12 protein-coding genes are annotated in these 14,980 nt (G+C 64.0%); 7 read left to right on the forward strand and 5 right to left on the reverse strand.

Going from position 1 to position 14,980, the window contains the following annotated elements:
• Positions 1 to 176 precede the first annotated feature (176 nt).
• A complete protein-coding gene (locus O3300_RS11165; RefSeq protein WP_305052938.1) occupies positions 177 to 1,076 on the forward strand; it encodes an MHFG family PEP-CTERM protein in 900 nt (299 codons plus the stop codon).
• 12 nt (positions 1,077 to 1,088) lie between these two features.
• Here O3300_RS11165 and rmuC read toward each other — a convergent pair whose 3' ends face one another.
• Both rmuC and O3300_RS11175 read right to left on the reverse strand, forming a co-directional pair.
• The gene (gene rmuC / locus O3300_RS11170; RefSeq protein ID WP_289898665.1) at positions 1,089 to 2,474 is read right to left on the reverse strand and encodes a DNA recombination protein RmuC; all 1,386 of its coding nucleotides are present in this window, start codon (positions 2,472 to 2,474) and stop codon (positions 1,089 to 1,091) included.
• A 5-nt stretch (positions 2,475 to 2,479) separates the two neighbouring features.
• Entirely contained in the window at positions 2,480 to 2,875 is a 396-nt protein-coding gene (locus O3300_RS11175) for a group II truncated hemoglobin (protein WP_305052939.1), read from the reverse strand.
• Between the two features lie 132 nt (positions 2,876 to 3,007).
• On the opposite strand from O3300_RS11175, the gene O3300_RS11180 reads away from it, so the two are divergent.
• The 3 genes from O3300_RS11180 to O3300_RS11190 are packed head-to-tail and all read left to right on the forward strand — an operon-like array spanning position 3,008 to position 5,146.
• Positions 3,008 to 4,288, forward strand: coding sequence for an MFS transporter (locus tag O3300_RS11180; protein ID WP_305052940.1), 1,281 nt, complete (start codon positions 3,008 to 3,010; stop codon positions 4,286 to 4,288).
• Between the two features lie 3 nt (positions 4,289 to 4,291).
• The gene (locus tag O3300_RS11185) at positions 4,292 to 4,639 is read left to right on the forward strand and encodes a GIY-YIG nuclease family protein (protein WP_143451483.1); all 348 of its coding nucleotides are present in this window, start codon (positions 4,292 to 4,294) and stop codon (positions 4,637 to 4,639) included.
• Between the two features lie 57 nt (positions 4,640 to 4,696).
• Complete coding sequence (locus tag O3300_RS11190) at positions 4,697 to 5,146, forward strand: MarR family winged helix-turn-helix transcriptional regulator (protein ID WP_099668394.1); 450 nt, start codon at positions 4,697 to 4,699, stop codon at positions 5,144 to 5,146.
• A gap of 5 nt (positions 5,147 to 5,151) precedes the next feature.
• Here the strand turns inward: O3300_RS11190 and cqsA are convergent, their stop codons facing one another.
• Complete coding sequence (cqsA, locus tag O3300_RS11195; RefSeq protein WP_305052941.1) at positions 5,152 to 6,399, reverse strand: alpha-hydroxyketone-type quorum-sensing autoinducer synthase; 1,248 nt, start codon at positions 6,397 to 6,399, stop codon at positions 5,152 to 5,154.
• Positions 6,400 to 6,551: 152 nt separating this feature from the next.
• Here cqsA and O3300_RS11200 point away from each other — a divergent pair, with 152 nt between their 5' ends.
• Complete coding sequence (locus O3300_RS11200; RefSeq protein WP_305052942.1) at positions 6,552 to 7,850, forward strand: HAMP domain-containing sensor histidine kinase; 1,299 nt, start codon at positions 6,552 to 6,554, stop codon at positions 7,848 to 7,850.
• Between the two features lie 3 nt (positions 7,851 to 7,853).
• The gene (locus O3300_RS11205; RefSeq protein WP_289911221.1) at positions 7,854 to 8,861 is read left to right on the forward strand and encodes a response regulator; all 1,008 of its coding nucleotides are present in this window, start codon (positions 7,854 to 7,856) and stop codon (positions 8,859 to 8,861) included.
• Between the two features lie 3 nt (positions 8,862 to 8,864).
• On the opposite strand, the gene O3300_RS11210 is transcribed toward O3300_RS11205, so the two are convergent.
• Positions 8,865 to 11,396 (reverse strand): ABC transporter permease, encoded by a 2,532-nt coding sequence (locus O3300_RS11210; RefSeq protein WP_305052943.1) that lies wholly within the window; start codon positions 11,394 to 11,396, stop codon positions 8,865 to 8,867.
• A 21-nt stretch (positions 11,397 to 11,417) separates the two neighbouring features.
• A complete protein-coding gene (locus tag O3300_RS11215; protein WP_099666830.1) occupies positions 11,418 to 12,449 on the reverse strand; it encodes an adenosine deaminase in 1,032 nt (343 codons plus the stop codon).
• Positions 12,450 to 13,027: 578 nt separating this feature from the next.
• Between O3300_RS11215 and O3300_RS11220 the strand changes: the two genes are divergently transcribed.
• Entirely contained in the window at positions 13,028 to 14,950 is a 1,923-nt protein-coding gene (locus O3300_RS11220; RefSeq protein WP_099666829.1) for a PrkA family serine protein kinase, read from the forward strand.
• Positions 14,951 to 14,980 lie beyond the last annotated feature (30 nt).

Here is a 14,980-nt window from a genome sequence, read left to right on the forward strand (position 1 = left end):
AACTGCTCGGCTATTGAGATAAAAATGTTAATTATTTCTTCAAATAACATATCAATAAACACAACACTAATTGTAATTATTTTATTTATTTGTTGATATTGAAGTTTCTTCGGTGATAACATCCGAACTTATACGAAAAGTTCAATTTTGATATTGTTTTCACGAGGAAACTAATAATGAGACACCGCTCTTGGAGCGCGGGCGCCAGCATGCTGGGAGCGGCTTGCCTGCTTGGCCTATTGACCCTCGCGCCGCCGCCCGCCTACGCCAAAGGGGCCCCTCGGGCCGACGTCCTGGACAACTGCAGCTGGAACCGCCCCGGCGCCGACCCGTTCATGGGCGACGTCGTGGCCGCCGTGGACAGGTACCCGGACATCGCGCCGCAGGTGCGCGAGCAATTGAAGGCGCGCATGCGCGCGCGCCAGTATGATGAAATCGTCGTGATCAGCCGCGACGCCATCCGCGGCAAGGGCAATTACGATGCGCGCATCAGCGACATGCATTTCGGCCCGGGCCGCGTCTGCCGCAATGTCACGCGCTCAGGCTGGAGCGAGCAGATGCAGGAAAGGGGACTCGTGTACTGCGTGCAGGGCGCCTGCATCCTCGTGCCCACCGTGTGCCGCAATGTCAGCCGCATCACGCAGGCGGCGGCCGGGCCGCGCGGCGCTGGCGCCGCCCCCGTTGGCGCCGCGCCGGGCGGTGCAACGCCGGCAGCGGCCGCGCCGGCGGCAACGGGCGTGCCCGTCATCGAGCATCCCGTCGCCGCGCATGGCGGCTCGCTCACGGGCGCGGCGCCGCCGGCCGTGGTGGCCGGCCTGCCCCTGCCGGGCTTCGATTTCGTGCGCGGCAGCCGCGACACGATGTTGCCGTCGGGCATAGGCGGTGGCCAGCCACCGCGCGGCAGCAGCATCATCGTCGAGCCGTTCAACCCCACCGTCATGCTGCCTTCGCTGCCGCCCACCGGCCTGTCCGTCCTGCCCGCCGTGCCGGAACCGCAAACGTGGGCCATGCTGCTGGCGGGACTCGCGCTGCTGGTCTGCGCCACGCTGCGCCGCCGGCCTGCGGCGGCGGCCTGAACGCCGGCGGCGCTATTCGCCGTCCGCTTCGGCGGACAGCCCCGCGTCCGCCTTACCCAGCAGCAAGGCAGCCGCCTCGCCCGGCAAGGCTTCCACGGATTTCAATTTGCGCGCCATTTGCCGGCTGCGCACTTCCGCGCTTTCGATATTCTTCGCCGCCTTTTCCAGGGTCAGCCGGGTTTGCGACAGCACGTCGCCAAACTTGCCGAATTCCGTCTTCACGGCGCCCAGCACTTGCCACACTTCCGACGAGCGCTTTTCCAGCGCCAGGGTGCGGAAACCCATTTGCAGGCTGTTGAGCAAGGCCGTCAACGTGGATGGCCCCGCGATGCTGACCCGGTGCACGCGCTGCAATTCATCGGCCAGGCCCGGGCGGCGCAACACTTCCGCATACAAGCCTTCCGTGGGCAGGAAGAGGATGGCAAAGTCGGTGGTCAGCGGCGGCGCCAGGTATTTGTCCGCGATGGTTTTCGCTTCGCCCCGCACGGCCCGTTCCAGCTCGCGTCCGGCCAGGGCCACGCCGTCCGCATCGGCCCGCTCGGCCGCTTCGACCAGGCGCTCATACTGTTCCTTGGGGAACTTCGCATCGATCGGCATCCACACGGGCGGCCCGCCATCGGACAGGCCCGGCAATTTCAGGGCGAATTCCACGCGCGCGCCGCTGCCCGGCAAGGTTTCCACGTTCTTCGCGTACTGGTCGACAGTGAGTACCTGCTCCAGCAGCATTTCCAGCTGCACTTCACCCCACGTTCCCCGCGTCTTGACGTTGGTGAGCACCCGCTTCAGGTCGCCCACGCCCAGCGCCAGCTGCTGCATCTCGCCGAGGCCCTGGTGGACTTTTTCCAGCCGCTCCGACACTTGCTGGAACGAGGCAGTCAGGCGCGTTTCCAGCGTCGCGTGCAATTTCTCGTCGACCGTCTTGCGCATCTCTTCCAGGCGCGCGCCATTGTCGGCCTGCAAGTCGCGGATCTTGCTTTCCAGGGTGGCGCGCACTTCCAGCATGCGCTGCGCATTCGATTCCGTCAGCTGCGCCAGGGTCTGGTTGGTGCTGTCGGCAAAGCGCGCCAGGCTTTGCGCCTGTTCCTCGCGCCCGACTTTTCCCTGCGCCTGCATCTGCGTGCGCAGGCTGTCGAGCTGCTGCAGGGTCGCCGCCTGGAATTGCGCCAGGCTGGTGGCCAGGTCTTGCCGCGTCGCTTGTGCCGACGCCTGCAGCTGCAGCCGCACTTCGCGCTCGACCCGGTCGATGCGCTCCAGGCTTTGCTGCTGGTGCTGTTGCACCAGGGCCAGGGTGGTGGCGCCATCGCCGGCCGCGCCACGGGGGCGCAGCAAGATCAATAGCAACAGGACGATGGCGACGATGGCGGCGCCCAGCAGGCTGTAAAACTCGATTGGGCTCATGGGTGTCAGTCAGGTTTGTTGCGCATCCAGTCGGCCGTCTGATAGAACGATTCCATCAGGCGCACGCGCAAGGGCTCTTCGATGCCCGTGTCTTCCATGGCCCAAGCCATGGCGCGCAGCCACTGGTCGCGCTCGCTGGTGCCGATGGCGTAGGGCAAGTGACGCGCGCGCAGGCGCGGGTGGCCGAATTTCTCGATATACAAGTCCGGCCCGCCCATCCAGCCCGTCAGGAAGAAATACAGCTTGTCGCGCGAACCGTCCGTCGAAGGCGGATGCATGACGCGGATGCCGGCGAACTCGGCTTCGAGTTCCATCAAGTCATAAAAACGGTCGACCATTTCGCGCAGCACGGGGGCGCCGCCGATGGTCTCGTAGAGGGTGGGGGCAGTGGTATCAGTCATGGCCGCCATGATAGCGCAAGCGCCGGCGGCCCATGCGTCGCCAGCTGCCGCTGCCGGCATAAAAAGCAATATACTTGACCACTCAAGCTTTTATCAACTACTATGCAATCTTTAAACACGGACAGGTCAACCATGCCCACCACCGCAGAATCCCCTTTGCTACGCAATACCAACTTCCGCTGGCTGCTGGGCGGCGGCCTCGTCTCCATGCTGGGCGACCAGTTCAGCATGCTGGCTCTGCCCTGGCTGGTGCTGAGCCTGACGGGCGATAGCCTCAGCCTGGGCATCGCCGTGGCCCTGATGGGCGCCCCGCGCGCCGTGCTGATTTTGCTGGGCGGCACCATCGCCGACCGCTATTCGCCCCGGCGCGTGATGCTGCTGAGCAAATACGCAAATGCCGCCATCCTGCTGGCGCTGGCCACTCTGCTGCTGCTGGACCAGGCCAGCCTGGCGCTCGCGTATGCGGCCGCGCTGGCGCTGGGTATCGCGGCCGCCTTCGGCATTCCCGCCGGCACGGCCATCCTGCCGCAAGCCGTGCCGCCGCAATCGCTGCAAAACGCCAATGGCTTGCAGATGGGCGCGCGCCAGCTGTCCCTGCTGGCCGGCCCCCTGCTGGCGGCGCTCGTGCTCGGCGCCCACGATGGCGCGCGGCACACCTCCATGGCGGCGCTGGCCGCCGCCTTTGCCATCGATGCGCTGACGTTCCTGTTCTCCGCGTGGACCTTGCGGCAGGTGAGCCTGCGGCCACTGGCCGCAGCGGCGGCGGCGCAGGGCATGTGGCGCGACATGGCGGCGGGCCTGGCCATGGTGTGGCGCGACCTTCCCTTGCGCAGCTGCTATGCGTACTGGGCCGTGGTGGCATTCTTCGTCATGGGGCCGCTGCAAGTGGCCTTGCCCGTGCTGGCCAGCGAGCGCCTGCATGGCGCCTCCGCGCTGGGTTTGCTGATGGGCGCGCATGGCGCCGGCACCCTGGCCGGCATGCTGGCGTCCAGCCTGGGCGGCGCCTGGCTGCGCCGCCACTTCGGCGCCACCCTGCTGCTCGTCGACGCGGTCGTCGGCCTGCTGCTGATGGCGCTGGGACAAATCAGCTCGGCCTGGCAAGGCGCGGCCCTGCTGGCCGTGACAGGGTTGCTGGGCGGCTACTTGCAGGTGGCCATCTTTACGTGGATACAGCGGCGCGTGGCGCCCGCCATGCTGGGCCGGGCGATGGCCCTGTTCATGGGCATCTTCCTGGGACTGGCGCCGCTGTCGGCGGCGGCCACGGGCGCGCTGCTGCGCCACCTGAGCGTTGGCGAGCTGTTCTGCGGCGGCGGCGCCCTGCTGCTGGCGGCCGCCGTGGCGGCCGCATTATTTACCGCCATCCCGCGCATCGCCGGACCGGAAACGATTACCCAAACGATATCGGAGAAGTAAAACATGGACAAGACACGACAGGCAACATTGAAAGCGCACTACCGGCAACAGCCGCCGCCGCTGGGCATCATCGCCTTGCGGCACCTGCCCAGCGGGCGCACCTTGCTCGACAGCAGCCGCAACGCGCCCGGCATGCTGAACCGGCACCGCTTCGAGCTGAACCTGGGCAAGCACCGCAACGCCCTGCTGCAGGCGGACTGGCGGCGCGACGGCGCGGCGGCCTTTTCCTGCGCCGTCATCGATACGCTCAAGCTGCCCGACGACCCCGCCTTCGATGCGGACGCCGAACTGGGCGCCTTGCTGGAATTGCACCGCGCACAGTGGCTGGAGCAAGGCCAGCCGCTGTATTGAGCGGCATTGCTTTACACTTGCGCACTCAAGCATTTCGCAACGGATAAAATGGACGCCATGAACGATCACACTCTCCCGTCGCCGGACGCCGATGGCGCGCTGGACTTTTGCCTGCGCCTGGCGCGCGCCCAGGCGCTCATCGTGCGCCGCTTCGACAGCGCCCTGGGCAATTTGCATGGCTTGAGCTTCAGCGACTATCAATTGCTGTACCAGCTGCAGCGCGCGCCCGGTGCGCGCCTGCGCCGCATCGACCTGGCCGAGCGCCTGGCGTTGACGGCCTCGGGCGTCACGCGCTCCTTGATGCCACTGGAAAAGATTGGCCTGGTGGCGCGCCAGGCCGATGCGCGCGACGCACGCGTCGGCTATGCCGTGCTGACTGCCGCCGGCCAGGAATTGCTGGGACATGCGAGCGCCACCGCGCAGGCGGTGGGGCGCGAATTGCTGCAGGATGCGCCGGCAGAACAGCTGGGAGCGCTTTCAGCCCTCCTGGGCCGGCTGGCCGGCTGACGACGCTACACCAGCGCCAGCCTGCGCAGGCGCCGCGTCGATGACCAGTGTTCCACGCCCGCTTCGGCGCGGATGGCGGCGCAGCCCGCCAACACCCGCTCGATGGCCGCCCCGTCGAGCCCCGCATTGAGGGTCAGGCGCACGAGAGCGCGGTTCTTCGCCGTTGCCGGGGCGCAAAACATGGCGCCGTAAATGCCTTGCCGTTCCAGCGCCTGGCGCAGGACCAGGGTGGCCGGTTCGCCGCCCGCCTCCAGCGCCACGATCTGCTCCGTGCCATCGCTGACGTTGTAGCCCAGCTCGCGCAAGCCTGCGCGCACCTGCAGCGTATGGCGTTGCAGGGTGGCGCGCCGCTCGTCGGCGGCCATGATGAAATCGAGCGCCGCGCCCAGCCACGCCAGCTCGTGCGCCAGCAAACAGGAACTGAAGATGGCGGGGCGTGATTCGGACAAAAAATAGCCCTTGAAGCGGCTGGAACAGCTGATGAAACCGGCCCGGCCCGCGAAGGCCTTGGCCAGCGACGCCGTGCGGAAATGCACGCGGTGGCCCAGTCCCCACGCCTCCACCAGGCCCGCCCCCTGCGGGCCATGCGTGCCCAGCGAGTGCGACTCGTCGACCACCACCACGCAGTCGCTGCGCTCGGCGATGTCGAGCAATTCCAGCAGCGGCGCCAGGCTGCCGTTGGTGCTGTACAGGGCGTCGACGACAACCACGCCGCGGCCATGCTTTTCCACCTGCCGCCGCAAGTGCGTCATGTCGTTGTGCAGGAAGGGCACGGCCTGGGCCTGCGCCGAGAGCACACCTTCCCACAGCGAGGCGTGGGCCTGCATGTCGAGGTAGACGGGAATGCCGGGGCTGGCGATGCACTGGATCAGCCCGACGTTGGCCGCCATGCCGGATTGCGCCAGGATGCCGTCCTCGCTGCCCATGAAGCGGGCCAGCCGGCTTTCCAGCCGGTGCTGTTCGCTGCCTTCCTGCAAGTACACGGCCGACATCAGCATGCCGCCCGCATGCGCCTGCAGGGACGCCACCTGGGCCGCCACCAGCGCCGGCTCGGCGGCGATGGACAGGTAGTCATTGCCAGCCAGGAAAATGGCATGGGCGGGTGTCGGTTGCCAAGCATGGGGATGCTGGCCGCCCAGCAGCTTTTCGATGCGCGTGACGTGGTGCGCATCCATGCGCCGCACGATGTAGTCTGGCAAGCAGTGTTCTGCGCGGACGAAGGATGGGGCGTGCAAGCTGGTAGCGATGGTCATGAGTTTTCTCCTAGGGAAAGGTTTGCTGCGGCTTAAAGCCTTGACCGTCTCGCGAACCCATCCATTGACGTATATCAATGTCCGATGAGATAACCGTTCAACCAGGAAAATTTACGCGATGATAATGTTCTGAAGAGAATCAAGGCAGAGTCATGACGCAGCAATTGCAAGGACGATGGACACACTGGCGCAGGCGCCTGCTCCATTCGCTGCTGCATGAACGCATGCCCCATGAAAACCTGGCCGGCAGGGTCGCCATGCTGGCCGCCGTGGGCACGGTGGCGATGCCGCTGTACTACCTGCTGTGGAATTACTTTTTTCCGCAAGCCTATGAAAACCTGACCTTGCGCCTGACGGGCGTGGGCATCTGCGCGGTCGGCCTGTTTGCGCGCCACTTCTCGGCCCGCTGGCTGTCGCGCTACCTGCTGTTCGCGCTCAGCTACATCCTGCCTTTCTTCTTTACCTTCATGTTTCTGATGAACCACGCCTCGTCCATCTGGAGCGAATCGCTGCTGATCGGCCTCGTCGTGCTGTTTCATTTCGAAACGAAGCTGGCTTGCCGCGCCTACCTGATCGGCACCAGCACCGCCTGCCTGGCCGTCATCCTGCAGGGGGAAGGCGACTTCCTGCTGCAGCGTGAAGTGCTGCAGCAACTGCCCGTGCACTGGTTCACCATAGCCGCGCTGTCCGTGGTGAAAGTGGGCAGCAAGGTGCTGGAACTGGAACGGCTGGCCGGCCTGTCCGCCGGGCTCGGTTCCGTGGCGCACGAGCTGCGCACGCCGCTCACCAGCGTGGAAGCCAATGTGCGGGGCATGCGTCGGCTGCTGCCGCAACTGGCCGATCAGGCGCACGACTTGCCGCCGCTGCAGGAAGCCCTGTCGCGCATCCAGTTCGAAGTGCGCCACATGCAGCACATGATCGATTTGTTCCTGATGAGCGCCAGCGCCGTGAACCGCAACCTGCAGCCCAGCCAGGCGCTATCGATGCTGGCGATGGTGAACTCCGTGCTGAAGCGCTACCCATTCACCGGCAACAGCCAGCGCAGCCGCGTCAAGGTGGACGTGCGCGCCGACTTCCAGTTCGCCGGCCAGGACGAACTGTGCGTGGTGATCCTGCTGAACCTGCTGAGAAACGCGCTGAAAGCCATCCAGCGGGCCGGCAAGGGCCGCGTGCGCATCATCATCGACGGCGCCCGCCCCGTGCCCAGGCTGCTGTTCATCGACACGGGCTGCGGCATCGCGAAGAACCGCCTGCCGCTGATCTTCGAGCGTTTTTATTCGTATCCCGTGCACAACGGCAGCGGCATCGGCCTGGCCCTGTGCCGGCAGATCATCACGGCCTGGCAGGCGCGCATCCGCTGCGTGTCGCGCGAGCATGCGTATGCGATTTTCATCCTGGAATTTCCCCAGCCCCTGCCTGCCCGCTTACAACCCTCTTCCCCCGCAAGGTGATGCATGCAACTGCCCGTCTACTCCCATCCGACCCTGACCGTATTGATCGATGACAGCGATTCCTTCCTGAAAAGCCTGGCGTTCCAGCTCGATCCCGCGCTGGCGCGCCTGACCTTTCATGACACCAGCAGCGCGCTGCACTGGCTGCGCCACAGCACGCAGCCGGGCGAGACGCCGCTGCACGTCAATTTCGACACGCAAAACCTGCCGCGCGACCAGCGCAACGTGGCGCTCGACCTCGAACGCATCTGGCGCATCAGCGGCCAGGCGCAGCGCTTTGCCGTGCCTTCCGTGCTGGTGGTCGATTATTCGATGCCGCAGATGAATGGCTTGGAATTCTGCCAGGCCGTGCGTGACTTGCCGTGCAAGAAGATTTTATTTACGGGCGCGGCCGATGAAAAAGTGGCCGTGACGGCCTTCAACCGGGGCTTGATCGACCGCTACATCAAGAAGAGCGACGACGATGCGCTCGATATCCTGGAACAGGAAATCGTTTCCCTGCAACGCGAATTCTTCCTGCAGCAGTCGGACACGGTGCGCGACTTGCTATTGCTGCACGACTATAGTTTCCTGCAAGACGAAGCCATGGCCGCCGTCGTCCAGGAGCTGTGCCGGCGCCATGGCTTTGTCGAGTTCTATATTTTCCCGAATCCCTGCGGCATCCTGTTTTTCACTCGCGACGGCCAGGCCCGCCTGATGATCATAGAGACGGAACGCAGCCTGCACACGCAGTACGAAATGGCGCGCGACAGCGACGCGCCCGAGTCCCTGCTGCTGGCCTTGCTGGAAATGCGCGTGATCCCGTACTTTTCCGATGCCGACAGCGACGGCATGTATGCGGCGCACATCGGCGAAAACTGGTTCCGCTATTGCGCCGCGCCGACCATCTGCCTGGGGCGCGAAACCTACTTCTGGGCCCTGTTCGACGTGCCGCCGCACCAGCTGGGGCAGCCAGTCATGTCCTACGCGCAATTTTTACGCGCGCAGGCGGACGACAGCGTGGGCGCCTAGTCCTTAGCTTTCCCGCAAGGTTTGCAGCGGCGGATGTTTCAGCACATTGCGCAAGCCCAGCCAGCCGCCGGCGATCGCGCACAGGGCGCCGGCAAGCAAGCCAAAGGCCCACACGCCGGGCGCGAAGCTCCAGGCGAACTTGAACTGGTACGTGGCCAGCGCCCAGCCCATGGCCGCCGCGCCCGAGGCCGCCAGCAGGCCGGCCAGCGCGCCGACGAGGGAAAACTCGATCAGCTGCGCCTGCGCCAGCTGGCGCCGCGTGGCGCCCAGCGCGCGCAGCAGGCCCGCTTCGCGCGTGCGCTCGTCCTGCGAACCCATCAAGGCCGCATACAGCACCAGCAAGCCAGAGGCCAGGGTAAAGGCAAAGAGGAATTCGACGGCCGTCACCACCTGGTCCAGCACGCCCTGGATTTGCTTGAGCACGCCGCCCACGTCGACCACCGTCAGGTTCGGGTAGTCGCGCAGCAAGGCGTTGCCCAGGTCGGCCTGCGCGGGCGGCAGGTGGAACGCCGTGATCCACGTCTGCGGCGTGTCCGCCATGGCGGCCGGATTGATGATGACAAAGAAATTGACGCGCATCGAACCCCATTCCAGCTTGCGCAAACTCGTGATGGCCGCTTCCACGGGCTGGCCGGCGATGTCGAAGCGCAGCTTGTCGCCCAGCTTCAGCTTCAGGGTCTTGGCGATGCCTTCTTCCACCGACGCCTCGGCTGGCGCGCCCGGCGCATTACCGAACCACTTGCCGGCCACCAGCTTGTTTTCTTCCTGCATCGTGGCCATCGTCGACAGGTTGAATTCGCGGTCGGCCAGGCCCTTGGCGCGGTCATCCTCGTAGGTGGTTTCCGTGATGACGTTGCCGTTCACGGCCACCAAACGCCCCCGTATCATCGGATACAAGGGCGCATTGGCCACGCCGGCCTGGGCCAGGCGCGCGGCGATCGGGTCTTTCTGTTCCGGCAGGATATTGATCATGAAGCGGTTCGGCGCGTCCGGCGGCGTGGCGTTGCGCCAGGCCACCATCAAGTCGCCGCGCACCACCGTCAGCAGCAGCAAGGCCATCAGACCCAGGGCCAGGGACACCACCTGGATGACGGTGGCGCCCGGGCGGCGCTGCAGGGACGTGACGGCGAAGCGCCAGCCCTGGTGGTTGAAGGCGCCGCGCAGGGTTTTCAGCGAGCGGATGCCCAGCCAGCCGGCCAGGCCGAACAGGGCGAAGCCGCCCAGGAAGCCGGCCGCCGTCAGCAGGGCCAGTTTCACGTCGCCCGCTTGCCACAGGAGCAGCACGACGAAGGCGGCGATGCCCAGGCCGTAGGTGGCCAGGGCCAGCGCCTGCGGCGTCTCCTGCTCGCGGCGGATCACGCGGTTATGGGGGACATTGCGCAACTGCAAAATCGGCGGCAAGGCAAAACCCAGCAGCAACAGCATGCCGGTAGCCACGCCTTGCAGGGCGGGCAACATGGACACGGGCGGCAAGTCGCTCTGCACCAGCTTGCCCAGCAGTTCCAGCAGCACCAGGTGGCCGCCGAAACCCACCATCACGCCGACCACGCTGCCGGCCAGTCCCACCAATAAGAATTCGATCACGTACATGGCCGTGACCTGGTTTTGCGTCAGCCCCAGGCAGCGCAGCATGGCGCAGGCGTCCAGGTGGCGCAGCATGAAGCGGCGCGCCGCCATGGCCACGGCGACGGCCGCCAGCATGGCCGACAGCAAGCCGACGAGGGAAAGGAAGCGGTCGGCGCGGTCCAGGGTCGATTGCATCTGCGGACTACCCGACTCCAGCGATTCGATGCGCACGCCTTTGATCGCTTGCGTCTTGATCTGGCTTTCCAGCCAGGCTTGATATTGCGCAAGCTCGCCCGCCTTGGCGGGCGGCGCCGACAACAGCAAGCGGTACGACACGCGCGAGCCGTTCTGCACCAGCGCCGTGGCGGCCAGATCGCTCAAGGGCAGCATCACGCGGGGAGCGAAGTTGAGGAAGGACGCGCCGCGGTCCGGCTCGCTGGCGATCAGTTGCGTGACGGTAAACGCCTTGTCGCCCAGGGTCAGCGTATCGCCCAGTTTCGCATTCAGGCTGGACAGAATCGCCGCATCGACCCACAGGGTGCCGGGCGCCGGCACCTGGTCCGTTGGCCGTCCGACGGCATCCTGCGCCTCGCTAACCTGGGTGGTGATTTTCAGCTTGCCCCGCTGCGGGTAGCCGGGCGAGACGGCCTTGATGGAGGCCAGCTGCGACAGCGATTGCCCGCCCTCGCCCGCCTGCGCCATGCTGGGAAACGTCACCGTGTCGGCCAGGATGAAGCCGCGCTTCTGCGCCTCCGCGCGCCAGGCCGCATTGACGGGCTGGTCGGCGCTGATGACCAGGTCGGCCCCCAGCAGCTGGTGCGCGTCGCGGTTCAAGCCCGCGCGCAGGCGGTCGACGAAGAAGCCGACGGCCGACAGGGCCGCCACGGCGACGATCAGCGCGACGAGCAGGAAACGCAGTTGCCCGGCGCGCCAGTCGCGGCCGGTCATTTTCAGGGAGAGGCGGAACATGGGCGGCGGGTCTTTATAGAGTTACTGCGCGCTGCCGTGGGCGGCGGCGTGCTGCGCGAAATACGCATCGACGGTAGCGAGGAAGGCGTCTTTCTGCGCCTGCGGCAGGAAGGCGGCGATGAAACCGTTGCGCGCCAGGCGTTGCGCGTGGGATAGGCCCAGCGGCAGCGCGTCGAAGATGGCGTCGAAATTGTCGTTCATGTAGCCGCCGAAATACGCGGGATCGTCCGAGTTCACCGTCACCAGCAAGCCGGCGTCGAGCAATTGCACCAGGTTATGGTCATGCATCTGGTCGAACACGCGCAGCTTGGTGTTCGACAGGGGGCAGACGGTCAGGGCGATCTGTTCGCGCGCCAGGCGGGCCGTCAGGTCCGCGTCTTCCAGGCAGCGCACGCCATGGTCGATGCGTTCGACCTGCAAGTCGTCGAGCGCCGTGCGGATGTAGGCCGGCGGGCCTTCCTCGCCCGCGTGGGCCACCAGGTGCAGGCCCAGTTCGCGGCAGCGGGCAAACACGCGCGAGAATTTCTCGGGCGGGTTGCCCACTTCCGAGGAATCGAGGCCGATGCCGATGAATTTGTCGCGGTGCGGCAAGGCGTCTTCCAGCGTCTCGAACGCCTCTTTCTCGCTCAAGTGGCGCAGGAAGCACAGGATCAGGGCGGCGCTGACGGGGCTGTCCTGGCAGGCGCGGTGGATGCCGTTGATCACGTCGGCAATGGGCACGCCGCGCGCCGTGTGGGTTTGCGGGTCGAAGAAGATTTCCGTGTGCAGCACGTTATCGGCTTCGGCGCGGCGCAGGTAGGCTTGCGTCATGTCATAGAAATCCTGCTCTTTCAAGAGCACGCTTGCGCCAGCGTAATAAATGTCGAGAAAAGACTGCAAATCCGTAAAAGCATAGGCGCTGCGCAAGTGTTCCACCGATTCATAGCCCAGAGGCACGCCATTGCGCTCTGCCAGTGCGAAAATCAGTTCTGGCTCCAGCGAGCCTTCGATATGGATATGCAGTTCGGCCTTCGGCATGCCGCGGACGATCGCGCGCAATTGGGGGTTCATCATGGGTGTTCCTTATAGGGTGACGATAAAAATGCTGGCTCGCGCACGCGCACGCGCGGCGCGCAGGGCCATCAGACATGCAGGCATCTTAGCGCAAGATGGCCAGCCTCACCGGCGCCAGGCCGCCATGGCGCAGGCCGCGGCAGCGCCTTGGCCGGCTCCGGCACGCGCTGGCGAATTGTCGTATGATGGTTTAAAAGGTATACAAAAGTTCATTGGAACCGATGAAAAATTTGATGATTTATCCAATTAAATCAACAATTTACAAACAAGTATTAAGGATATGCCGACATATCTTTTGACTTCCTGATCCTTTAGAGCAATAATAAATTTCATGGGGTAATGGTAGGTGCAGCAAGCGCTATCAACAGTGAAAAAAAAGCCGGCTGGCCACGTCAGCACACGGCATCAAGCGCCAGTTTTTTGGTCCGGGCAATCCGGACTCGCAAAGACAGCCGGGCTTGAAACAACAATAAAAATCGATACGGGGTACAGGAAAAGTTCAAGCGGCAAGCCCAGGCGAGTGCCAGGCGGGCGGCCATGGTGACTGGCAGTACGGGTTTACATTAAAGGACATTGACATGACCATTTTTGATAACTATGCAGCACGCTACGAGCGCACCCGCGAAGAGGAAATGTCGCTCACCGACTACCTGGCCCTGTGCAAGAAGGACAAGCTGACGTACGCCAGCGCGCCCGAACGCATGCTGGCCGCCATCGGCGAGCCGCAGCTGGTCGACACGCGTAACGACACGCGCTTGTCGCGCATCTTCGCCAACAAGATCATCAAGATCTATCCCGCCTTCCGCGAGTTCTACGGCACCGAGGAAGTGATCGAGCAGGTGGTCTCGTACTTCCGCCACGCCGCGCAAGGCCTGGAAGAACGCAAGCAGATCCTGTATCTGCTGGGGCCCGTCGGCGGCGGCAAGTCGTCCATCGCGGAAAAACTCAAGTCGCTGATGGAACACGTGCCCTTCTATTGCCTGAAAGGCTCGCCCGTCAACGAATCGCCGCTGGGCCTGTTCAACGAGGAAGAGGACGGCACCATCCTGGAAGAGGATTACGGCATCCCGCGCCGCTACCTGCGCAACATCCCCAGCCCGTGGGCCGTGAAACGCCTGCATGAATACAATGGCGATATCAACCAGTTCCGCGTCGTCAAGCGCTATCCATCCGTGCTGAAACAGATCGCCATCTCGAAAACGGAGCCGGGCGACGAAAACAACCAGGATATTTCCTCGCTGGTGGGCAAGGTCGACATCCGCAAGCTGGAAGACTATGCGCAGGACGACCCGGACGCCTACAGCTATTCGGGCGGCCTGTGCCTGGCCAACCAGGGCTTGATGGAATTCGTGGAAATGTTCAAGGCGCCGATCAAGGTCCTGCACCCCTTGCTGACGGCCACGCAGGAAGGCAATTACAAGGGCACGGAAGGCTTCGGCGCGATTCCGTTCGACGGCATCATCCTGGCCCACTCGAACGAGTCGGAATGGAAGACGTTCAAGAACAACCGCAACAACGAGGCGTTTCTTGACCGTATCTATATAGTCAAGGTGCCGTATTGCCTGCGCGTCTCCGACGAAATCAAGATCTACGACAAGCTGGTGGCCAATTCCTCGCTCGTCAAGGCCCCGTGCGCGCCCGGCACCCTGCGCATGATGGCGCAGTTCGCCATCCTGTCGCGCCTGAAAGACCCGGAAAACTCCAGCATCTTCTCGAAGATGCTCGTCTACGATGGCGAAAACCTCAAGGATACGGACCCGAAAGCCAAGTCCATGCACGAATACGTCGATTACGCGGGCGTGGACGAAGGCATGAACGGCTTGTCGACGCGCTTTGCCTTCAAGATCCTGTCAAAAGTGTTCAACTTTGACAATTCCGAAGTGGCTGCCAATCCCGTGCATCTATTATATGTACTGGAGCAGCAGGTCGAGCGCGAGCAGTTCGCGCCGGAACTGGAGCAGCGCTACTTCTCCTATATAAAAGAGCACCTGGCGCAGCGCTACGTGGAATTCATCGGCAAGGAGATCCAGACGGCTTACCTGGAAAGCTATTCGGAATACGGGCAGAACATCTTCGACCGCTACGTGACGTTTGCCGATTTCTGGATACAGGACCAGGAATACCGCGATCCGGACACGGGCGAAAGCTTCGACCGCGAATCGCTGAACAATGAACTCGAGAAGATCGAGAAACCGGCGGGCATTTCCAATCCGAAGGATTTCCGCAATGAAATCGTGAACTTCGGCTTGCGCGCGCGGGCCTCGAACGGCGGCAAGAATCCCGCCTGGACCAGTTATGAAAAGTTCCGCACCGTCATTGAAAAGAAAATGTTTTCGAATACGGAGGAATTGTTGCCCGTGATTTCCTTCAATGCCAAGGCCAGCGCCGACGATGCCAACAAGCACGCCGACTTCGTGGCCCGCATGGTGGAAAAAGGCTATACGGCCAAGCAGGTACGCCTGTTATGCGAATGGTACTTGCGCGTGCGCAAGTCATCCTAGCGCGGACAGCGGAGGCGCGCTCCCGCCCGA

This window comes from Janthinobacterium sp. SUN206, assembly GCF_030587305.1.
Taxonomy (GTDB): domain Bacteria; phylum Pseudomonadota; class Gammaproteobacteria; order Burkholderiales; family Burkholderiaceae_D; genus Janthinobacterium; species Janthinobacterium kumbetense.

Bases quoted from the DNA above. Each gene is read 5' to 3' on its own strand.
- O3300_RS11165 (WP_305052938.1), top strand. From the start codon at position 177: ATGAGACACCGCTCTTGGAGCGCGGGCGCCAGCATGCTGGGAGCGGCT.
- rmuC (WP_289898665.1), bottom strand. From the start codon at position 2,474: ATGAGCCCAATCGAGTTTTACAGCCTGCTGGGCGCCGCCATCGTCGCC.
- O3300_RS11175 (WP_305052939.1), bottom strand. From the start codon at position 2,875: ATGACTGATACCACTGCCCCCACCCTCTACGAGACCATCGGCGGCGCC.
- O3300_RS11180 (WP_305052940.1), top strand. From the start codon at position 3,008: ATGCCCACCACCGCAGAATCCCCTTTGCTACGCAATACCAACTTCCGC.
- O3300_RS11185 (WP_143451483.1), top strand. From the start codon at position 4,292: ATGGACAAGACACGACAGGCAACATTGAAAGCGCACTACCGGCAACAG.
- O3300_RS11190 (WP_099668394.1), top strand. From the start codon at position 4,697: ATGAACGATCACACTCTCCCGTCGCCGGACGCCGATGGCGCGCTGGAC.
- cqsA (WP_305052941.1), bottom strand. From the start codon at position 6,399: ATGACCATCGCTACCAGCTTGCACGCCCCATCCTTCGTCCGCGCAGAA.
- O3300_RS11200 (WP_305052942.1), top strand. From the start codon at position 6,552: ATGACGCAGCAATTGCAAGGACGATGGACACACTGGCGCAGGCGCCTG.
- O3300_RS11205 (WP_289911221.1), top strand. From the start codon at position 7,854: ATGCAACTGCCCGTCTACTCCCATCCGACCCTGACCGTATTGATCGAT.
- O3300_RS11210 (WP_305052943.1), bottom strand. From the start codon at position 11,396: ATGTTCCGCCTCTCCCTGAAAATGACCGGCCGCGACTGGCGCGCCGGG.
- O3300_RS11215 (WP_099666830.1), bottom strand. From the start codon at position 12,449: ATGATGAACCCCCAATTGCGCGCGATCGTCCGCGGCATGCCGAAGGCC.
- O3300_RS11220 (WP_099666829.1), top strand. From the start codon at position 13,028: ATGACCATTTTTGATAACTATGCAGCACGCTACGAGCGCACCCGCGAA.